Origin of the sequence: Pontibacter sp. SGAir0037 (assembly GCF_005491705.1) — a bacterium.
In the GTDB taxonomy this organism is placed as follows: Bacteria; Bacteroidota; Bacteroidia; order Cytophagales; family Hymenobacteraceae; genus Pontibacter.
In genome coordinates this window covers 2,227,101-2,248,762 of record NZ_CP028092.1, presented here as the reverse complement: position 1 = coordinate 2,248,762, position 21,662 = coordinate 2,227,101, and the positions used below count along the sequence as shown (strand labels likewise).

Here is a 21,662-nt window from a genome sequence, read left to right as displayed (position 1 = left end):
AAGTATTAATAAATTAGAAGATAAACTTATTTTTCATGAGAGTAGCTCACTTGATTATGGCGCATAAAGAGCCGGCACAGGTAGAGAGGTTGGTTAAAGCGTTACTACATGATGATGCGGATATTTATATTCATATCTCCACCAATAGTGCGATCGAACCCTTTGAGTACCTGAAACTGATTGATCATGTGCGTTTAATACAGAACAGACTGGATGTTCGCTGGGGATCATATAAGTTTACAAAAGCTATTATTGAGTCTACCCGCGAAATTTTACAGACAGGTATTGCCTACGATTTTATTAACCTTATCAGCGGACAGGATTATCCGATTAAACCCGTTGACAAAATCCATAAATTTTTAGAAGCACATATCGGGCGTTCTTTTATTTACGACGAACCCGAAGGGTCTGACTGGTGGAGCCATGCGATAACCAGGGTGGAAAAATACCATACCACTAATTTCGAATTTAAGGGACAGTATCGCATTCAGGCGTTTATTAACTGGCTGCTGCCTAAGCGCAAGTTCCCTCTGCCCATGGAACTGTATGGCGGCTCCAACAGCACCTGGTGGACCATCAGTATAGAAAGCGCGGAGTACCTGGTCCAGTTTTTCGATAATCATCCGGAACTACGGCGTTTTGCCTACTTTAGCTGGGGCTCAGATGAGTTTCTGGTTGCGACCATCCTGATGAACTCTCCCTACAGAGACAAAATGATTTGCCATAATTACCGGTATATAGACTGGTCGGACGGCGGGGCACATCCTGTGATTCTTACCACGAAAGATCTGGCAGGTATCAAAGCATCAGACTGCTTGTTTGCCCGGAAGTTTGATGTACAGCAGGATGCGACAATACTCGATAGGATTGACAAGGAAGTCCTGGGCCTGGCAACGTACCAGGATAAGATGTCGGCATAAGCCGAAACGAACATAAGCTTCAGAAAAATGAACAAGTATAAGATAACAGGTAAGGATATTGTTATTGTAGGTCAGCAGCCCTGGGACACTGAAATAGGCAGCAACTGTAAAGATATTGCCCTGGAGTTCAGCAAAGACAATAGGGTGTTGTATGTGAATGCTCCTCTCGACAGAAATACAGTGCTGAAACACCGCGACGATCCGAAAATACAGGACAGGCTGCGCGTTGTGAAAGGGAAGGAACAGGGGCTTAAAGCTGTCTCATCAAATCTTTGGGTGTTGAATCCGGATAAGATCATGGAATCCATCAACTGGATGCCGCACTCGCCCTTGTACAACTACTTTAACAAAATCAATAATAAACGCTTTGCCGGTGCCATCGAAAAAAGCATTAGGAGTTTAGGCTTCCGCAATTTTATCCTGTTTAACGATAACGATATTTTCAGAAGCTTTTACCTTAAAGACCTGCTATTACCAGAAATCAGCGTGTACTACTCCAGGGATTATATGCTTGCTACAGATTACTGGAGAAAACATGGTGCGGCACTGGAGCCTCAGTTAATTGCCAAAAGCGATCTTTGTGTGGCGAACTCCGGTTACCTGGCTTCTTACTGCGGCAGGTATAATACAAATGCCTACTATGTAGGGCAGGGCTGCGATCTGAGCAGCTTCCAGCAGGCGGAACAGTTGGAGATGCCTGCTGATATGCTGGCTCTGAACAAACCTATTATCGGTTATGTAGGTGCCCTGGTGAGCCTGCGGTTAGATATAGAAGTGCTCGAGTATATGGCTGCACAAAGGCCGGAGTGGAACATTGTACTGGTGGGGCCTGAAGATGAAGCCTTTAAAAACAGTGCTTTACACCAGATGGCCAACGTGCATTTTCTGGGTTTGAAAACGCCTCAACAGCTCCCTGCTTACATACAGAACTTTAACGTTTGCCTGAACCCGCAGCGGGTAAACGAAATGACCATTGGAAACTATCCCAGGAAATTAGACGAGTACCTGGCGCTTGGAAAGCCTGTGGTGGCCACTAAAACAGAGGCGATGGAGGTTTTTAAAGAGCATGTATACTTGGCGGAGTCAAAAGAAGCATATGTGCAGTTAGTAGAACTCGGACTGGAAGATGACAGTAAAAGGCTTCAGAAACTGAGACAGGAATTTGCCGCCACCCATACCTGGGAAAACAGTGTAAGCGAAATTTACAAAGCTATTTATACCTACTCTTCCCAAAAAGAAGAAAAGATACATGCAATGAACAGCTAAATGTATTTAATATAGAATTTTTTAGCTAATATTAATCAACCACAGCAGAAGCACCTTTGAAACAGTTATCACTTTTTAAAAACAGGCATTTTTTATCTCTTTCCGGTAATGGAGTGGTGGCTGTTTTTAGTGTCCTTACTTACAGCATCCTTTTCCGTTTCTTATCCGAAGCGGATATGGGTAACTGGATTTTCTTCCAGTTTGCTTTCTTATTGCTCGATGCGCTCAGAACCGGTATGCTGCAAACAGGACTCATAAAGTTTTACTCTGGTGCAAGTGCCGAACGGCAGGCCAGTGTGGCTGGTTCGGCCTGGTATATAGGTATATTGATAACTGCTTTTTTTGTACTTTTAAACATTCCAGCCTTTTTTACGCTGCACTTAATTGCCGATGAGGGAGTGTTGCTTCTATTAAAATGGTTCAGCATCAGTTTAATAGCCACGCTGCCATACAATGTGGCTCTTTGGATTTTGCAGGCAGAGCAAAAGTTCGACATCATCCTGTACATTCGCATCATAAGCCAGGGTTCTTTTATAGCCCTGATAGGCGGCTTGTATATTTTCTCCCATGTAAGCCTGAATAGTGTACTATATTCTTTTCTAGCCAGTTCGTTGTTGAGCAGCATCATCTGTTTTATCTATGGCTGGTCGGGCATCTCTAACTTAAAGCATAAAACAACGGCCTGTGTACAAGAGCTTTTCCGTTTTGGCAAGTATAGTGTCGGTACCTTTCTATGCTCTAACCTGTTAAGAACTTCCGATACCTTTATTATTAAATTCATGCTGGGGCCGGCACCGCTGGCTATTTATAATCTTTCCCAGCGGTTGCTCGAAACCATTGAAATCCCGCTGCGAAGTGCTCTGTACACTGCCATGCCAGATATGTCGGCCGCTGTAAACCAGAACCAGGAGGAGAAGGTAATCTTTATCATGAAGAAGTACGCAGGAATGCTTACGCTACTGTTTATACCCATCGCCATAGGTGTATTTATTTTCGCTGACCTGGTAATCCTGATTATCGGAGGAGAGAAGTATGTCGGCACGGAGGCTGCTAATATTTACAGGATATTCATGTTGTTTGCCATCTTGTTTCCGGTGGAAAGATTTCTCGGCATTACGCTGGACATCATTAACAAGCCACACCTGAACCTGATTAAAGTAATAGTAGCACTTACAGTAAATGTGATTGGCGACTTTGTGAGTATTTACTTCTTTAACAGCATTTACGGTGTTGCTTTAGCTACCATTTTTACCTTTGTAGCAGGTTTGCTCTATGGCTACTGGGCACTTAACAAGTACCTTCCTCTAAACTTCAATGGCTTTCTGCAAATCGCTTTTTCTGAGGCCAGCCATATAGTAATGGTGTTTTTCAGGAAGTTAAATTTTTTCAAATCGTAGTCTCATAACAATAAGATACAGCTTACCGGCAGGTTTTGCCTGTTTTAAAGTAGTTCTTTATCTCAGCTTATCCTATAAAAGCAGCAGTCAGGTACTTTATGTGCAGCTTCCTGACCAGTTGGCTTTTATAGGATAGCTTTTTTCATTCTTTTCAATAGTAGCGTCTTCTTGCTGGATACCTCTTGGATTATTTTTATAAATTAATATTATTCAAATAATATTAATTTTATGCAATTACTAACCAAATAACATGTAATATAATATTATAAAGAATTTAGTTAAAAACGTAACCTTTTTGTGAATTTATTAAAGTGGTTGGAGGTTAATTTCACATCTTTGTGCTATGCAAACAAACTTAAACTTTTTTATTACACATGAAGCTAAGACGCAGAATTTTAACTGTTTTTGCTTGTGCTGTTTGTACTTATTCTAGTGCCTTCGCAAGTGACCCAACCTGGTACGGCAACGACCATTTTAAAATTACCCCTAAGTCTGATTATGTAACTATTTCAATGAGTAAGCACTCATGGGAGACTTTTTCAGTTGATTTGAAAGATGTACTTTCTAAAGAGGGTGTCCTCTCATTTGAAGTAAAGGCGGAGCAGGCTGTTCTGCTGCGGGTGGACGGATTTACGGCCAACAACACGCAAGTGAATTTATTCAGCAACCAGGTAATGCCCGGAAGCTTTCAGCAACTCTCCTTTGACCTGACGGCTGTAGAGCACCAGGTAGAAAACCTTATTTTTTACCTGAATCCCGGTGAGGATTTTACAGGCGAAATACAGATTAAAGAATTAAAGGTAACCGCACCTTTTCTGAAGCAGGAGGTTTTAGCTGTTTATCCGAATCCGACGACTGATTTCATTAATGTGCAGCTTCCTACAACCGACGAATTTGACCAGGTACAGATTTTTGACAATACCGGCCAGGTTATTTCTACCATCAAACCTGACTCGAAAGAATTTAACCTTGATCTGAAAGGCTATAAGCCCGGTATGTATTTTTTAAAGGCTCAGAAACAGGGAACGAAAAATTATATTTCGACTAAATTTATAGTAAAATAGTATAAGGCACCAGCATGAAATACAAACTACACATACTCATCTGCCTGCTTTTCTTGTCCATAACCAGCTTTGCGCAGAAAGTTACAATCACACCTTCGATGCTGTCTTATTACCAGGGACAGGGAAACACCTACATTGATCTGGCTCAGTTAGCAGATGAACAGGCTTTAATCGGAACATCTGTCAGCAATAACTCGGCATCTCCTTATCCTTCTAAAATATGGAACCCAAGCTGGGGTGCCACGCCAACGGTACAACTCGATTTGGGTAGTACGTACAGTTTGTCTCAGGTTGCCATTTTTGATGGATGGAATAAGACCGATCTTGTTGTGAAATATAACAAAGAAGGTGCCTGGGTAAATTTGTTTGCGTGGGACATGTCTTACGGCGAGAAATGGAGGGTTGAGAAAGTGAACGTACAGACTGATAAGCTCTTGTTTGAGTTTGCCGGTTTGTCTTCACAAATAGGCGAGATAGCTGTTTTCGGTTCAGCAGTATCCGGTGCTGCGCCTGCACCAGGCCCAAATCCGGCACCTGCTCCGGAAGTAACACCAGCGCCTGCACCAGCTCCGGTAGCAGATCAGCAGGCCCCAACAGTACCGGCAAGCTTAACAGCAGGAAGCATCACGCAAACCAGCGTCACCTTAAGCTGGAGCGCTTCAACAGATAACACAGCTGTAACAGGGTATGATGTGTTCCGAAACGGAAGCTTGTTTAGTAGTGTAACAGGAACCACTACAACCATTACAGGTTTAACAGCCGGTACAAGCTATGCGTTTAAAGTAAGAGCAAAGGATGCGGCCAACAACCTGTCCGGGTTTAGCAAAGAGATTACAGTTACAGCAACGCCAGTTCCAGCGCCAGCGCCAGTTCCGGCACCTGCTCCAACTCCTGCACCTATAACCAACAACAACTGCGTACCGGCTAAACTTGCCATTACGCCATCTATGATTGTTAATGAGCAAGGGAAAGGCGATGCTAAAATGCTGGTAGATGAGCAGACGCTGGCTGGTCTTCCGGGGCAGGGACAAGGAGGTTCTCCAACTACTGTGTGGATGCCTGGTTGGAATGCTTCAGATTATCCGGCAAGTGCATATATTGATCTGGGTACTGCCACTACCATATCTGCCATATACCTGCGCGATGTGAATGATGCAGGCGCTTTCACCATAGAGACAGGTTCTCCGGGCAACTGGACGCCACTGGTAGCAGATAAATTAACAGGTTATTTAAGCTGGAACCAGCACAACGTAAATATAAGCACCCGCTACCTGCGCTTTACCCGCGGATCTGTGGGAGCAAACGTTTCGGAAGTTGTGATTTATGGTTGCATGGGGGCAAGTACGCCTGCATCGCCAGCACCAGCGCCTACACCTACACCTACACCTGCTATGCCTTCTTCTGCCCGGTTTACAATAGATCAGTTTATGGGAGTAAACGCTTTCGTAGACGATCCGATAGACAAGATGCAGGCCGTAGGCTTTGTGCGTGAGTATCATGACTGGAACTGGGATGAAGGCAATATCTGGAGCGGTGGCGGTAACCATAAATACCCGGGTTACCCGAACAACCAGATGAAGTGGGCGCCGAGTGAACCAGGCTGGAACTTCGATAATTTCTACACCAATGTAAAAAATGCCGGCCTGGGAATTTCACCTGCCATTCAGGGCTCGGTTAGCTGGCTTCATGGTGGCATCAGCTTCCCGTACCATAACAAGCCGATCGATGAGCCGGGTGCCAGTACAACCAACCCTAATTCTTACGAGAAGAAGGCACACCACATGTACCAGTTTGCAGCACGTTATGGCGCAACACCTGTGGCAGATGGCAAATTAACACTTGCCCCTGGTCAGCCGCGCCATACAGGCATGGGCCTGATAAAATACATAGAAGACTGGAACGAGCAGGATAAAAACTGGGAAGGACCAGCTGCACAATTCTCACCACAGGAATATGCTGCTATGGCCAGTGCTAACTACGATGGGCATGCCAACACCATGAAGCAGGGCAGCGGTACCTTTGGTATCAAAAATGCCGACCCGAACATGAAGTTTGTCATGGGTGGTATTTATGAGCTTAACCTGGATTACGTGAAGCAGATGAAAACCTGGTTCGAGCAGAACAGACCTGACAAGAAGTTTGCTGCCGACGTAATCAATGTGCATACCTATGCGTGGCTTAACAACGGACCTGGCGGCGGCGGACCTGCTAAAAGCCCTGAAGAAGACAGCTTCAAAGAAAAGATGAAGGCTTTTGTAGACTACAGAAACCAGCATCTGCCAGGTGTGGAAGTATGGATTTCTGAGTTTGGCTGGGATACACATCCTACTTCTCCGCTAAGAGTACCAGTTGTTGGGCCTTTCGATCAGCAGGAGGTACAGGGGCAGTGGATGGTTCGTGCTTACCTTGCTTTTGCTGCAGCTGGAGTAGACAGAGCGCAGATGTATATGCTTCGCGATGTGAACACAAGCGATGCCACCCACTTCTCTAACTCTGGCCTGGTAGGACCGAAGGGTAGCTGGGCACCTAAAAAATCGTGGTACTATGTTTACACTATGAAGAACACCCTGAAGAACATGGTGTTCATAGGGGAGCAGGCTTCCGGTAATTCCGACGTGCTGATCTATAAGTTTAAGAATGTAAACGGCTCGAACGGCGGTTACGTGGTGTGGGCCAAAACCAGGAAGAACTACACTGTAAACGGCCTTAACGTAACTTTGGCGGGTAGCCCGACCACTGCTACAAAAGTAGAGATGGTGAATGGCAAAACTGAAGGGGTACGAAGCAGCCTGCAGATAAACGGAGGCAAAGTTTCTGTAGATGTCAGCGAAAGGCCAGTCTTTATCATGGTGGATAATATTCAGTAATACACCTTTGCTTTCACAAATAAAAGAGGCTGCGGGAATACCCGCAGCCTCTTTTATTTGTGAAAGCATTTATTCTTCTATGTAGTTTGCAAGCGTATTGTACTCGAACGTATTGCTTGTTTTGGCATCTGTATTTACGGTAGCTGCCCTGCTTACAAAGATGCCGTAGCCTAAGCTGCCGGAGATGTAGCTGTTTACAACCTTGGCTGCCCCTCTCACAGTGATGTTAGCCATCGGGTTCAGGACAGGGTTATTGCTCATGCCGCCATTGCTGACCGTTACCCTGTGCAGCTCATTCAGGCTGCTGTTGCTGTCGAAGAAGATGCCCTGCCAGTTAGATGTAAATTGTGGAGTAGGATAGCCTCCGAAGCTAACAGGCCCTTCTGCAGAACCTTTTGCAATCAGGTAGCCATTGTTCCGCACGTGCAGCGCCTTGTTCGAATCAAACTGAAAGGAAACCGGTTTATTGGTGGCCGAAATAATTTTCACTCCTGACTCAAAAAACAGATCACCTACCACATGTACCCCCATCGCACCGATTGCTGTTGGCCAGGTTATTTCCTCGTTATGAGACACAGTGCCTTCTGTTTCTATGCCGTTAAAGCCATTGCCATTGCTGAACCTGGAATTGTTGTCTAGCTTATGAACCAGGTTGGCACGGATATAAAGTGCAGCGCCTGTATTATTGCTGAATCTGTTGCCGGAGAAATGATGCAAAACTGGTGCTTCTCCTTCTATATAAAAGCCGTAGCCGCCACTATAGCTGCTCTCTGTATTGCTTATTTTCAGGGAAGGACTGGCATAGCCACTGTATTGGTCTATTGTACCCGCAAGCCCGATATTCGTTTTTACATTTGCAGGGAAGTTGTAGAAGTTGCTGTTGCCCGCATAAAGCACCTTTACATGGTCCAGTTCATTCCGCTGACTCGAAGAAGAAAACATGATGCCTTTCCAGTAGCCTTTTTGTTTACTATAACCTGTAAAGGTGATAGGTTTATCGGCTGTTCCTTTGGCAACGAGTGAGCCGTAGGCAAATGCACCCTGGCTGTTTCTGATATAAAAAGCTTTGTCGGCTTTAAATTCAAAAGTGGCCCCCGGGGCTATTTTTACATCGGCTTCCAGTATAATATCATCTGTAACAAGGTAAGTCGCACCATCTTCCAGGGCAGGCCAAACCAGTTCAGGCAAGTGGGTATAATAAGGAACATGTCCGCCGGTTGCCACTCCATTATGCCCATTACCACCTACCAGGCTGATACCGGAGGCTAAACCTGGCAAAACAGTGGCATGAGCATACATGCTGCTTCGCGTATTGGAGGTAAAGGTAACGTTGCTGAGATTATGGCTATCTGAACCAACGCCTAAGTACACACCATAGCTGCCACTGTTCGAAAACGTAGTGTTGCTGGCTTTTAGACTAATAGACGACCAGGTTTCACCGTAGAGGGTTACATTGCCAGAAATTCCGTTGTCACCCCCGCCACCTCCATAGGCTACTTCCACATGATCGAACTCATTGTAACCTTGTATCAGGATGCCTCTCCAGAAACCTTTAACTTTTTGTTTGCCTGTGAAGGTGATGGTCTGGCTAGCAGTTCCGTTGGCGATCAGGGCACCTTGTAAGGCCACTTCCAAGCCCTTGTCTGCTTCGAACTCTATGACAACACCTGGTGCAATGGTAAGCCTAGCGTTCACTTTGATATTGCCAGCAACAACATAATCTGCCTTGCCAGGGTCGGCAAATTTATCAGTTAAGGTGAGGTCAGTGGTAATATCCTAGTTTAGAATAGTGGCTGTTTCACCTTCGCCGCCAGCTCCACCTGTGCCGGTAACAGCGGTAAGGGTTAACTGATCTTTGCTTTGACCGCCAGCGCTGCTTGCCGTAAGCTCTATCTGGTAAACACCTGGTAAATCTGCTACAAAGGTTGGTCTTACCTGGGTAGGACTGGTGATAACGGCCTGGCTTCCTTCCGGCTTCTGCAAGATGGCCCAGCTATAATAGAGGGTTCTGTTTTCACTTTCAGTAGAGGCGGAGGCATCGAGAGTAGCGGTCTGGCCAACCTCCACTGTTTTGTCATCTCCCGCTTTGGCTGTAATGGTGGTGCCAGTTGGGGCCGGATTGTTCAATTCCTCTTCGCAGGCGCTAAGAACTGTTGTGAACAGCAGCAGCAACAATATTTTGCTGTATAAAAGCGCAGTGGCTTGCGAAGTTGTTGTACCCACTCGGGATAGTGTTTTTGCTAAAAATTGAACATTTTTCATGGTTTTATTTTTGTAAGGAACTAGATATAAGGAGCATATATTTATTATATATAGGCCTTAGCAGATTGTGTGCCAGAAATAATCACATTGAGATGAAAAATTGTGAAATGCTGCCGGAAAGCAGCAGATAGTGCAGGTACATAAAAAAACAGCCCCTGCATCTGGTATTGCAGGGGCTGTTTTTTAAGGTGAAACGGGTTTTACCTTCTCAGGATCAGCTTTATTGTTTTTGTTTCGGAAGCACTTACAAGGCGAACGAAGTACATGCCTTCTTTCAGGTTATTTCCGTCTACTTCCGATGTAAGGGTTTCATTGGCTAATGCTGTACCTGCTTTCAACTGCTTTACAAGTTGCCCTTTGCTGTCGTACAGGCTCAGGTTGTAATTATCTGCAGTTTCAAATTTAAATTCAACTGTAGCCTTGTCGTTAAACATAGTCGGATAAGCAGTGGCATAAGTTGTAGAGGATACTTTTGGTTCTTCCTGGGCGACAGGGCAGGGGGCAGGAACTTCTTTATCCATGTAGAATTTCAGATCGTCTATGGCTCCGGAGCCGGCCAGTTGCCCGTTATTTCTGCCGTCAAATACCACTTTCATTTTCACGACACCTCTTGTATTGCCCAGATCTACTTCCTGCGCACTGTTATTGCCCAAAGGCTGCAGTTTAATACGTTTCAATTCTATATCAAAAGGTCCGTACAGGTAAATCCAAGAGTTGTCTTCGTATGCATCAATGTCTTTCACCTTTACAGATTCCAGGTTCAGGTAGCCTATGGCAGAGAAGTCCAGAATTAATTCGGCTCCCCACTGGTTATCATTCGGAACGTCTGTTAAATCCTGGTTCACAATCAGAATATTGCTCCAATCTTTTGAATACAGGTCTGCATCGTCGCCGGTAGGGGCTTGTGAATCGAAAATGGCGGCATGATTTTCGGGCGCAAACATATCCTCACCATCAGGAAGCCTTCTTCTGCCCATAATCGATACAGGTCCGTATTCAGTATCTATAGAACTGATCAAGCCTTTCTTTTCCCCATTAAAGTCAATGACATGATGCGATTTTACGATCTCGGTGGATGCCGTCCTGACATATACTGTTGAAGTGGCCTGGCAACCACTTTGCGGGTGGGTAACTGTTAAAGTATAGGCGCCTAACTCCGTTACTGTCGGGTTCTGCTTGTTAGAAGTAAAACCTCCGGGTCCTGTCCAGCTATAGGTGGCGCCCGGTGTATCGGAAGAACCTTTTAGTTGAAGCGAACTGCCCAAGCAGCTCAATTCGCCACCCACAGCATTGGCCGTTGGTACTTTATCTTCGCGGGTAACGATTACGGTATCTTCTAAAACACAGCTGCCTATCATTTCCGTCATTCTTAGAATGTAAGTTCCGGGTGCGTCCACTGTAGGTGTAATGATGTTGTATTCTGACGCAATATGGCCACCGTCTAGTGCAATCCAAACGAAGTTACCTGTATTCGTTTTGCCTTCGAGTGTTACAGTAGGGTTGTCGCATGTTAATACTTTGTCCGGACCGGCAGTGCCTTTCGGATAAACAGGTCCACCTACAGTATATTCGGCAGTAGCCGTGCAACCTGTAGCTGGATCGGTTGCGGTAAGACTATATTTACCCGGTACGCTAACACTGATGGTGCCTGCAGCAGATGAAAACCCATCAGGGCCCGACCAGCTATAAACTAATGCTTTGTCATGTGGAGTCGGTAAAGCTATTAAGCTAACCGATTCTCTGTTACAGTGTAGTATGGTTGTGCCGGGAGAGGAAATTTTTACGCTAAAGCTTTTTTCACCTGTAACCAGTACTGTGTCACTTTTCTGGCAGGCAGTTAATATATCTGTAAGTAATAAAACATACTTACCCGGTGCGTCTACTACAGGAGTCAGGCTTCTTTCTCCGGAAACGATATGTCCACCATCAAGCGCAAACCAGATAGCATGAGGTGCTCCTGCAGTACCTCTGTTACCTTCAAGTGTTACGGTAGGGTTTTCACAGCTGATTTGTTTGTCAGGGCCAGCATTACCAGTAGGAACGATAAGTCCGGCTAAATCATATTCATCTGAAACAGTACATCCGGTAGCAGGATTTACTGCAGTTACCTTGTATATTCCACCAACTGATGCGGTAATAACCGGCTTGTTCGAAGTGAATCCGTTTGGCCCGATCCACGAGTATTCAACACCCTCCAAAATAGGACCGCTACGTAATTCCATTTCCGGATTATTACATGTTAATCTTGTTCCGTTGGGGCTAAGTGAAATTCTGAACCTGTTGATTACTACTTCAGCCTTTGCAGTACTTCCGTCAGGAGCTGCTACCGTTAAGCTATAGTAGCCTTCAACTGTTGCTTGTATATCCTGATCGTTTGAAGTAAAGTTTCCAGGGCCTGTCCAGCTATAGGTAATGCCTTCAGGATTTGTAGCGCCATCTACAATGGCTTGCCCTTGTAGTAAAACAGATGAAGTTTCGCAATCTAACAAAGTAGAGCCCTCTGTTTTTATGGTAGCTTCTATGGCTGCTGCCTTTGCGCTTAAGGTAGCTGAAAACAGAAAGACAAACAGCAGCAGGCGCAAGGCAGATTTACCTGCTTGTGAAATGTAAGGCGATGTGCTGTCGTTTGTCTGACTTAAATCGTGGTAGTGTTTTTTCATAGTTTAATTGTAAATGTTAAAACTGATTGAACAAGATATAGCAGTGCCTGCCGTTAAACAGATAAAGCTGAACGGATGATTACTGCTTAAAATAAAATATTATTGTTATAAGATTGGACCAGCCCGGTAAAGTGAACACTGCAATAGGCTGTGGAAGGTGGTTGGCAGTATTGTATTCAAATCTTTCACTTCAGAAATTAATATTTAAAGCGCCTTCTGCTGGAAATAATGCTAATGTTAACAACCGGAATAAAAGAAATCACTGGATTTATCTCCTTTTGTATTAATCTTTGACAGGATATACGGCAGAACTTCAGTTAAAAGTTATTAATACATGATAATATTTTGTTATGAGCAGTTTTAGTGGGTAAACGTACTTATATCTTAAGTAGAGGTAGTTATTTGCTATGGGAAGAAGTTTTATGCTGCTTTATGCCTGCGTGTAATTATTAGCATTTGTTGAAATCGTACTAGATAGAATTGTAACAACAAAACCCGCTGCCCCACTTGTAAAAGTGGAGCAGCGGGTTTCAAGATCCGATTGATACGAACTATCGCTTCTCTAACTGCCTTTTCAGTTTTTCCTCTACATTTTTCAGAAGCTCAAACCAGTTTTCGCCAGTGTCTTCGGCAAACACATCGTTGCCGGGTATACCTACGCGCATACTCACCCGCCTGGAGTCAGTAGACTGGCTGGCTTCTTCTTTAAAGTATACATCCACGGAATCTATTTTCTTGGCGTGGCGCTTCAGTTTTGTGATCGAGTCGCGCACCATTTGCTGAATAGAATCAGAAATAGAAATGTCCACAGCCTGCACATCTATCTTAATACCTTCAAAATTCTCAGTATAATTCATATAGCTTTTAGTTTAAGTTGTAAAAGAAGAGAAGGGAATGGTAAATATGCCAGTTCCTCCATCTGTCAGTTTCAGTTTAAACGGCAAGAGCAGGTTTTGGTTAAGACGCGAAGGTGTATCTGCGTTTTTTGTAGGATGAACAAAAGCAAAAAGCCTCCCTGCGAGTAGTTCGTCCAGGCAGGGAGGCTTTATCATTATTTCTTTGTAGGGTTTAGAATAGTATCTATCCTGAAAAGGGCATCGTCTATGTGATACCTGGTAAGGTCGTTGCTGTGGCGGCTCTGGGCGTTTCTGAGCTGGCGTTGCAGCCTGATCAGTTCGCCTCTTGCAATCGAGCGAATGTCTGACTGGCTCAGGTCAACGGGAGTACCGAAGCGCGAAGCTCTTGCAGGTTCTTCGTTCAGCAGGAAGTTCATGCGGTCTAGGTAAGCCTTTTGCAGGTTTCTGCGGTAAATGTCTATTTTAGCTCCGCCTGCCAACTCATTCCAGATGCCACTCTGTAACTGGCGCACCATATCCAGGGCATTATAGCGCACACCGTTCACCTCGTTTTCCATCAGGCGGGTTAGCCTGTCGGCAGAGAGTAAGCTGTTCAGGTGGCGTGTCTGCAGGCTACGGATATTATCTACATGGCTGGCGTGGTGTATATTGCTGCTGATTTTAGACTGGTGTAACCAGGCAGGAGAAGAGAAAGCGTTTGTAAGGAGCCACGCTACCGAAGCTGCCTGCTCTTTAGCGCTTACCGGCGTAAAAATATTGCCTTTTTGGCTGGGCTTGAGCCTGTCTTCGTGTATGCCACCTACATTGGTAACTACATGGCCAATGTAGCGGCTCCAGACACCCATCAACTCTCCGTATAACTCGTTCAGGTCTTCGTACTCGTTGGTTTGGGCAGCGGTCCAGTCGTATAGTTTAGGTGCTACTTTCTTCAGGTTGCTTAAGCCGTAGCTGCTGGCTTTTACCACATCGTTTCCGATGCCTTCAGTCTGGCTATCCGGATCATAACCGCCACTGCCGCTGCCGAAGCGGTACATCGGGTTATTGGCTTTGTCTTCAATCCATTTATTTAGCGTTGGTACTTCCTGCTCAGCATTCTGAGCATTGGGCAAATAGCGGTAACCCCAGTTAATGGCATAATGGTCGTAAGGGCCCAGCTGGCGTATAAACCGTACGTTTTCATCGCCTGGCTGGGCAACATAATTATACCGGGCATAGTCCATGATCGTAGCCGCTATACCATATTCCTGCGTGAATTTACCGGAGCGCAAAGAATCGGTCAGGTAGGCAGCGCTGGCTTTCATGTTATGGGGCAATCCTAAAGCATGGCCTACTTCGTGTGTAATTACCTCAAGCATCATTTCGCCCAGGTCTTCCATAGGGGTTTCCAGGGTACGTGCCGAAGGGTTGGCGGCCCCAGTCTCGAGCAGGTACCTGTTGCGGTAAGAGCGAAGGTGGTTGTGGTACCAGATAATGTCGCTTTCAATAATCTCTCCTGAACGCGGATCAGACACACTCGGCCCTACTGCATTTCGGGTGGTGCTGGCCACGTAGCGAATCACAGAATAACGCACATCTTCAGGGTTAAAATCAGGGTCTTCTGTTGGAGAAGGAGGGTCTTTGGCCAGAATGGCATTTTTAAAGCCTGCTGTTTCGAAGGCTTTCTGCCACTGTTCCACACCTGCCCGAATGTAAGGGCGCAGCTTTTCAGGTGTGGCAGGGTCCAGGTAATAAACAATCGGTTTCACAGGCTCTACCAGTTCGCCTCGTTTATAAGCCTCCACATCTTTAGGTTCGAGGCGCCACCTGCGGATATACGACTTTTCATCTGCTTTCAGCGCTTCAGACCCGTAGTCAATCTGGGATACATTGAAATAGCCAACCCTGTAGTCGTTGATGCGTGGCTGCATAGGTACCTTGGGGAGCAGAACCATTGATTGGTTCATGAGCAGACTGATAGTGCCTGTAGCGGAGTTAGAAGGCGGTGCGCCTGCCTCGTAGGTAAAGTCTTGCTTTACCTCCAGGTTCAGCGGAAAGCTTTTGGCACTGGAAATAAAGCTGCGGCTCTCGTCGAGCTTGCTTACTTTATACGTTTGCCTCATATTCGCGTCCAGGCCACTAAAGGCTTTCACATCGCTTTGAAGAAATTTGCTAACCTCCACCACATAGCCGGCAGAATCTCTGGCGAGTGCCGCAATATCAAAGGCGTAAATAGTAGGCTGGTAATTGTTCACCTGTACCGATAAACTAATAGGCAGCGAATCGGCTGCTACCGACTGGTATGACTTTGTTTTAAGCAGAATCTTGTTCTCGAATTTCTGCCATACCACCATCTGCTCATTTACAGATGATCCGGCATTTATATAGCCGTTTCCGAGCCCGGTCGGAAGCCCGGCAAAGCGGGTGATCCAAAGGAAATCGCGGTTCAGAAGCGAATCCGGGATTTCATAGTAATACTTATCACCTACTTTATGTACTGTAAAAACCCCTTCGTCAGAAACGGCCTCTCGGGTAATGACGTCGCTGTAGTTTTTGATACCACTTCTGGAGCTTTGCTTTGGCTTTTCAGCATTTTCTGTTTTGGCTGTTTCGGGAGCTGTACCGGTGGTTGCTTTAGTAGTGGAACAGGATGTTTGTGTAATAGCCGCAAGCAAAAGCAAACTTAGGGCCTTGTAGAGTTTTGGCATTAGCTATTTAGTTGAAGATGAAAATAAAAACCGTATGATTGCACAAGGTGCAGATTACCTGATTTTAAAGGTAAGTTAAAATTTGCAAAGACCGCTTAATTGAACAATAGATAACATCAAAGTTATAACATTACTTGCTTAAATTCAAGGTTTTGTATATTGTACTTTAATTTGTTTAATATATAATAGAACTATTTAAAGGTGTTTTAAATAGTAAAAATTAAATATGCAAAAGGCTGGTATTCTTAGAAATAAGTTACAATTTGCATATTCTTTTAACTTACCAGCTTGTTTAATTAGCTTACAAATGGGTTTGCCATTATTCCGTCGCTATTGGTGCTTGTTGTGGCTGCTTTACCTTTGTGGCGGACAGCTGAGTGCACAGCAAAATATAAGCGCCTGGTTCGAACCATCTTTTGTGGTGCAGATCTGGGATAACAAAAGCGGCCTGCCTCAGAACACTGTTTTCGATATCAGGAAAGACGACGAAGGTTTTCTCTGGACTGCCACAGAAGAAGGGCTGGTTCGGTTTGACGGCCATGAACTGCTGGTTTATAAAGAAAACAACCTTCCTGGTTTATCTTCGAGCGCGTTTTATGCTATAGCCCCTTCTGCCAAAGGAGGCATCTGGGCCGCCAGCGATAATGCGCTTGTTCGGGTGCATCATAACAGGGCAGAGGTAGTGGATCTTTCAGAGCAGATCGTCGACTCCAGAATTACCACTCTGGTAGAAGATGGCATGGGCAGGCTCTGGATCGGGACGCACAACGGGGATCTGCTATACCACCAGAACAAGGCATTTCATAAGGTGAAGCAGTGGCCGTATCGCAAGAGAAAATCGATACAGGTAATCAGAACTGCCGCTGACGGAATTTACATCGGAACTGATGCCGGTTTGTTTCATCTGAGCCAGGACCTGAAGCAAACTAAAGCCATCAGCGGCTTCGAAGATAACTATATCCGTTCGCTGGCTATCGCCCCCGACAAGTCTCTCTGGATCGGCACCAAGGAGGAGGGCCTGTTTCATAAAACAACAAAAGAAAATGTTCATTTTACAGAAGAAGACGGGCTTCCGGAGCTGTTTATTTCGGCCATCGAGATTGCGCCGGATAACAGCATCTGGATAGGCACCTTAAGTTCAGGCGTATACCGCCTGACAAAGGGAGCATTTACTGCCCTGGCAGCTACGGGCTTACCTGACGATGGGGTAAGGGCCATTCATTTTACCGAACCAGGGCTGGTATGGTTAGGCACTGCTGCCTCTGGCCTGGTACAGCTTAAGCCTGCCGACGTACACATGCTGGCTGAGGCCTATCCGCTATCCGGCAATATTATCCTGCCTATTTACCAGCACCCGAACGGAGATGTGTGGGTAGGAACAGGCGGCAACGGAATTAACAGGATTTCTGGCGGGCGCACCACGGTCTACTCCAGGCAGCAGGGACTTGCAGCCAATGTGATATTAAGTATAGGTGGCACAAAGGAAGCAGTATACATCGGTACCCCAAGCGGGATCTACAAATTTAACCTCAGCTCAGAAAAAATTGACAAGCATATAACTGAGAAAGACGGGCTGGCCAGCAATATAGTTCAGGCGATTTATGCAGATACGCAGGAGAATGTCTGGATCGGCACCCGCTTTGGTGGGTTGCACAAGCTGACTTCGGACCAGAAGATTTCGAAGCTTCAGTTGCCGCAGGAGCTGGCAGGAGCTGAATTTGTAAGCATCTACGAAGACAGGCAGCATAACATGTGGTTCGGTACGCGTGGTGGCGGTATGGTGCGTATAACGCCGGCTGGTGCCGTAACGCATTTTGCGGGGAAGCACGGACTTCCTTCCAAAATTATAGATAGCTTTTACCAGGATGCTGAGGGAAACATGTGGCTAGGCACTGAAAAGGGACTGGTGTGTTATACAGGTAAACGCTTTATACTGGTGGATGAAAACAACGGCCTTTTCTTTAACGGAATCTATCGGATACTGGAAGACAAAGCCGGGGCTATATGGCTGAGCGGAACGTATGGCCTGCAACGAATTGCACAGGAAGAACTTAAAAAAGTTGTCAGGGAGAAGGAGAAAGATTTTAGAATAGTTGCCCAGCTGTTCGACAGCTCCGACGGGATGAAGAATTCAGAAGTGAATGGCGGTATTTTCCCGGCTGGCTATACGCTGCAGGACGGCAGCCTTTGGTTTCCTACCATAGACGGCGTGGCAATTATCTGCCCTGCATCTTACCGGGAAAATAAAGCACCGGTAAATATTCATATCAAAGCACTTCGATATGGAAATTCAAGCCCCGATTTGGATGCTGATATCCACCTGCCGCAGGGTATACGCTCCGTGGAGATCGATTATACAAGCGTTAATTTTTCGAAGCCTTCCACTATCAGGTTCTATTACCGGTTAAAAGGACTGCAAGACGAGTGGGAGTCGGCAGGTCAGAGGCGAACGGCTTATTTTACCTCGCTTGATCCCGGAAATTATGTATTTGAGGTGAAAGCAGAGCTGAACGGCGTTTGGTCGGAGCCGGCAGAACTTGCATTCTCTATAAAGCCATTTTTTTATCAGACGCTTTGGTTTAAAGCGGTGCTCCTGCTCCTGCTGTTTCTGGCTGGTTTTTATGTCAGAAAGTTTCAGGCAAAAAGCCGGCATGAGGCCGATCTGAAGGTACTGGTAGAGGCCCGCACCAAAGAGTTAAAGGAAAGCAATGAGCGCTTTCACCTGGTGAATAAAGCTACTTCTGATGTTATATGGGATTATAACCTGGTGCGCAACCAGTTTTATGTGGCCGATAATTTTGAAGTGCTTTTTGGCCATAGAACAGATGAGGGCCTGCAAGACCTGCAGCTCTGGTACGACAACCTGCACCCGGATGATTCTGAAAGAGTAACCGCTACATTTCAGGCTGCTTTAGAAGGAGACGCCACTTTCTGGAAAGAAGAATATCGATTCCGGAAAGCAGATCAGCAGTATGCATACATTCGTGACAGGGGATATGTTTTGCGGGATGAGAGCGGAAAGGCTATCCGGATGCTGGGTGCCATGCAGGATGTTTCCAGGTCGGTGGAGGAGGAGCAAAGGCTGAAGCTGCTGGAATCTGTGATCACCAATGCAATGGATTCTGTGGTTATCACTGAGGCGCAGTTAGATAAACCCGGACCAAAGATTATCTATGTGAATGATGCTTTTACCCGCATGACAGGCTATCTGAAAGAAGAGCTGATTGGTAAAACTCCTCGTATGATGCAGGGGGAAAACACTGATAAAGCAGAGCTTGAAAAATTAAAGGAAGCCCTTGAAGAGGGGAAAAGCTGTGAATTTGAGATTGTAAACTATCAAAAGAGCGGTAGAGAGTACTATGCCCATATCAGCGTGTCGCCTGTTACAAATCACCAGGGGGTGATCACTCATTTTATAGCCATTCAACGCGACGTGACAGAGCGCAAAGCTTACCTGAGCGCGATCGAACACCAGAATGCCCGGTTAAAAGAAATCTCCTGGATTCAGTCGCACATCGTGCGGGCTCCTTTGGCCCGTATACTGGGGCTCGTAAACCTGTTGCAGGATAAGCGCCGCAGCCCCAACGACCAGGAGAAGCTACTGACCTACCTTAAAAGTTCAAGCCAGGAACTGGACAGCGTTGTGCAGGAGATCGTAAAAAAAGCTGAAAACGTGAACCGCGACAATGTAATGGAGGTGTAGCGAAATATTAAGTTTATAGTAGGTCTTAACGGTACCTTCTTTTCCAGATCATATACCATTTCTTGTTTTTGGGGTAATTGCGGTGCGAATTTACATTATTGAAAACCAATGCTACCAATAATAGAATAAGTACTCCTGATAAAACTGGGCTTAGTACATACAAATAACCCAGATTCTTTATCTTTTCGGATCCGATATTGGCTATCAAGGCAGTAGCACCTCCGGGTGGGTGTAAGGTTTTCGTTATCTGCATCAGTACGATAGACAATGAAACAGATAATGCAGAAGCCAGCCACACTTCGTTGGGTATGAGTTGGTGCACTGTTACACCTACAAAAGCACATAAAACATGACCGCCAATAAGGTTTCTAGGCTGTGCCAGCGGACTGTTGATTATACCGTAAATCAATACACAGGAAGCACCAAAAGAACCAATCAAGAATAAATTGTCGTTAGCTGAAATGTATTTGCTATTGATGAAGCCAATGAAACCGATACCTAAAAAAGACCCTAAAAAGGTCCAGAAATGTTCTTTGATGTCGATTAAGGTTTCTTTATAAAAAACATAACGAGCCAAACGTATATGGCTTCTTAGTCTTTTTCTCATAAATACCAGAGATAAAATTAGTCAACTTCTTTTAAACCCAGCTGTGCGTTGATCAGAGGTGTTTTAGGAGCCAGGAAAAAGCCGGTCAGGCTGGCGAACATTATCGGGATAAAGTAATGAAAACCTGTTAAAGTTGACAATAGAATGATAGTGCTGATTGGAGTTCTGGTAACGCAGGCATTAATGGCTGCCATGCAGCTAACCAGGATAAGCGGCAAGTTCTGCCCCGGGAAAATAGTGTTTACAAGCATGCCCACTGTAGCCCCAACAAAGAATAAAGGTATAATAAAGCCCCCTCGCCAGCCAGAGGTAACGGTAAGGCTAATTGCAAGTATTTTAACAATGAGTAGCACAAGAAGGAAATGCACGGTAAACTCACCTGCCAGTAATTCATTTAGCTGATCATGACTGAAATAGCGAGAAAGAGGTACGAAATAAGCGAGCAGTCCAATTAGGAAGCCTCCGATGGTCATTTTCAGGTAGATAGGCAGGCGTAATTTTTTAAAACCTAGCCGGCATTGGCGTACTATAAAAATAAACAGCCATCCGGCCGCAGTGCCTGCCAGTGCATAAAGCATGGCATAAAAAAAATCATTCAGTTCCGGAATTGCATAAACTGGGAAATGCCAGGTAGGGCCAATGCCAATATGTGTAATTAAAATGAAAATAACATAACTAGAGCAGCTTGCTACAAAAGCAGGCATAAGTGCCTGATAATATTCCACCACGTGTTTGTGGTGTAGTATTTCGAGTGCAAACAATGTTCCGCCAAGCGGTGCCCCGAAGAGAGCGGTAAAGGCTGATGCCATACCTGCCAGGCTAAGCGAGCGTAAATCTTCGCCCTTGATTTTAAGTTTACGTGCAATCCAGGTGCCGGTAGAGCCAACAATCTGTACCAGCGGTGCTTCCGGGCCAGCACTGCCCCCGCTGGCTATACATAGCAAGGATGACAAAATCATAGAGGGATTGTTCCGGGGCTCTAATCGTCCGCCTTTAAACCTGATGTTGTTTACGATCAGGTCCATCTCTCCCGGATCTCCAAGAAAATGAATAATTAAACCTGCCAGCAAGCCTGCTGCTGTCATAACTGCTATAACATAGTAGCTTTGAAACTGAGCAAGGAAATGAAGCAATGCCTCGAGCACAAGCCAGTAGGAACCTGCTATAATACCACCTACAATACCTATTGCCACCCAAAGAAGGAACAACTTGCTAAATACAAACGGGTTGAACTGAAGAGGGTAATTCAGTTGATTCCTAAAGGTAACTGCCAGTCTTCGAACTTTAAACTTCATCCGGCAAAGGTACCTTAATTTAAGCTAAAATGTTTGCTCGCCCTGCTTTTATACAGCAATATGCTTCTGTAATAGCTTAA

Annotated in this window: 13 protein-coding genes; 6 read left to right on the top strand and 7 right to left on the bottom strand. The window is 45.4% G+C overall.

All coding sequences use genetic code 11. From position 1 onward, the window contains the following. The first annotated feature begins 35 nt into the window (after nt 1-35). The 5 genes from C1N53_RS09090 (at nt 36) to C1N53_RS09070 (ending at nt 7,514) form a co-directional block, all read left to right on the top strand. A complete protein-coding gene (locus C1N53_RS09090) occupies nt 36-920 on the top strand; it encodes a beta-1,6-N-acetylglucosaminyltransferase (protein WP_137759001.1) in 885 nt (294 codons plus the stop codon). Nucleotides 921-947: 27 nt separating this feature from the next. Then, on the top strand, nt 948-2,186 hold the full coding sequence (locus C1N53_RS09085) for a glycosyltransferase (RefSeq protein WP_137759000.1): 1,239 nt from the start codon (nt 948-950) through the stop codon (nt 2,184-2,186). A 56-nt stretch (nt 2,187-2,242) separates the two neighbouring features. Beyond that, nucleotides 2,243-3,583 (top strand): lipopolysaccharide biosynthesis protein, encoded by a 1,341-nt coding sequence (locus C1N53_RS09080; protein WP_137758999.1) that lies wholly within the window; start codon nt 2,243-2,245, stop codon nt 3,581-3,583. A 374-nt stretch (nt 3,584-3,957) separates the two neighbouring features. Further along, entirely contained in the window at nt 3,958-4,647 is a 690-nt protein-coding gene (locus C1N53_RS09075; RefSeq protein ID WP_137758998.1) for a T9SS type A sorting domain-containing protein, read from the top strand. 14 nt (nt 4,648-4,661) lie between these two features. Next, the gene (locus C1N53_RS09070; RefSeq protein ID WP_206077635.1) at nt 4,662-7,514 is read left to right on the top strand and encodes a discoidin domain-containing protein; all 2,853 of its coding nucleotides are present in this window, start codon (nt 4,662-4,664) and stop codon (nt 7,512-7,514) included. A gap of 69 nt (nt 7,515-7,583) precedes the next feature. Here the strand turns inward: C1N53_RS09070 and C1N53_RS09065 are convergent, their stop codons facing one another. The 5 genes from C1N53_RS09065 to C1N53_RS09045 form a co-directional block, all read right to left on the bottom strand. Further along, nucleotides 7,584-9,209, bottom strand: a complete 1,626-nt coding sequence (locus tag C1N53_RS09065; RefSeq protein ID WP_137758997.1) for a hypothetical protein — start codon at nt 9,207-9,209, stop codon at nt 7,584-7,586. Nucleotides 9,210-9,290: 81 nt separating this feature from the next. Continuing rightward, a complete protein-coding gene (locus C1N53_RS09060) occupies nt 9,291-9,776 on the bottom strand; it encodes a PKD domain-containing protein (RefSeq protein WP_137758996.1) in 486 nt (161 codons plus the stop codon). A gap of 200 nt (nt 9,777-9,976) precedes the next feature. Then, nucleotides 9,977-12,436 carry a T9SS type A sorting domain-containing protein gene (locus C1N53_RS09055; RefSeq protein WP_137758995.1) on the bottom strand — a complete coding sequence of 820 codons (2,460 nt, stop codon included), beginning with the start codon at nt 12,434-12,436 and terminating at the stop codon, nt 9,977-9,979. 551 nt (nt 12,437-12,987) lie between these two features. After that, complete coding sequence (gene hpf / locus C1N53_RS09050) at nt 12,988-13,293, bottom strand: ribosome hibernation-promoting factor, HPF/YfiA family (protein WP_137758994.1); 306 nt, start codon at nt 13,291-13,293, stop codon at nt 12,988-12,990. Between the two features lie 194 nt (nt 13,294-13,487). Beyond that, nucleotides 13,488-15,977, bottom strand: a complete 2,490-nt coding sequence (locus C1N53_RS09045) for a zinc-dependent metalloprotease (protein WP_137758993.1) — start codon at nt 15,975-15,977, stop codon at nt 13,488-13,490. Between the two features lie 307 nt (nt 15,978-16,284). Between C1N53_RS09045 and C1N53_RS09040 the strand changes: the two genes are divergently transcribed. After that, the gene (locus C1N53_RS09040) at nt 16,285-19,680 is read left to right on the top strand and encodes a two-component regulator propeller domain-containing protein (RefSeq protein ID WP_168193996.1); all 3,396 of its coding nucleotides are present in this window, start codon (nt 16,285-16,287) and stop codon (nt 19,678-19,680) included. A 25-nt stretch (nt 19,681-19,705) separates the two neighbouring features. Here C1N53_RS09040 and C1N53_RS09035 read toward each other — a convergent pair whose 3' ends face one another. Both C1N53_RS09035 and C1N53_RS09030 read right to left on the bottom strand, forming a co-directional pair. Further along, nucleotides 19,706-20,287 carry an HPP family protein gene (locus tag C1N53_RS09035; RefSeq protein WP_137758991.1) on the bottom strand — a complete coding sequence of 194 codons (582 nt, stop codon included), beginning with the start codon at nt 20,285-20,287 and terminating at the stop codon, nt 19,706-19,708. Nucleotides 20,288-20,304: 17 nt separating this feature from the next. Then, the gene (locus tag C1N53_RS09030; RefSeq protein WP_137758990.1) at nt 20,305-21,582 is read right to left on the bottom strand and encodes a chloride channel protein; all 1,278 of its coding nucleotides are present in this window, start codon (nt 21,580-21,582) and stop codon (nt 20,305-20,307) included. Nucleotides 21,583-21,662 lie beyond the last annotated feature (80 nt).

Bases quoted from the DNA above. Each gene is read 5' to 3' on its own strand.
- C1N53_RS09090 (WP_137759001.1), top strand. From the start codon at position 36: ATGAGAGTAGCTCACTTGATTATGGCGCATAAAGAGCCGGCACAGGTA.
- C1N53_RS09085 (WP_137759000.1), top strand. From the start codon at position 948: ATGAACAAGTATAAGATAACAGGTAAGGATATTGTTATTGTAGGTCAG.
- C1N53_RS09075 (WP_137758998.1), top strand. From the start codon at position 3,958: ATGAAGCTAAGACGCAGAATTTTAACTGTTTTTGCTTGTGCTGTTTGT.
- C1N53_RS09070 (WP_206077635.1), top strand. From the start codon at position 4,662: ATGAAATACAAACTACACATACTCATCTGCCTGCTTTTCTTGTCCATA.
- C1N53_RS09060 (WP_137758996.1), bottom strand. From the start codon at position 9,776: ATGAAAAATGTTCAATTTTTAGCAAAAACACTATCCCGAGTGGGTACA.
- C1N53_RS09055 (WP_137758995.1), bottom strand. From the start codon at position 12,436: ATGAAAAAACACTACCACGATTTAAGTCAGACAAACGACAGCACATCG.
- hpf (WP_137758994.1), bottom strand. From the start codon at position 13,293: ATGAATTATACTGAGAATTTTGAAGGTATTAAGATAGATGTGCAGGCT.
- C1N53_RS09045 (WP_137758993.1), bottom strand. From the start codon at position 15,977: ATGCCAAAACTCTACAAGGCCCTAAGTTTGCTTTTGCTTGCGGCTATT.
- C1N53_RS09040 (WP_168193996.1), top strand. From the start codon at position 16,285: ATGGGTTTGCCATTATTCCGTCGCTATTGGTGCTTGTTGTGGCTGCTT.
- C1N53_RS09035 (WP_137758991.1), bottom strand. From the start codon at position 20,287: ATGAGAAAAAGACTAAGAAGCCATATACGTTTGGCTCGTTATGTTTTT.
- C1N53_RS09030 (WP_137758990.1), bottom strand. From the start codon at position 21,582: ATGAAGTTTAAAGTTCGAAGACTGGCAGTTACCTTTAGGAATCAACTG.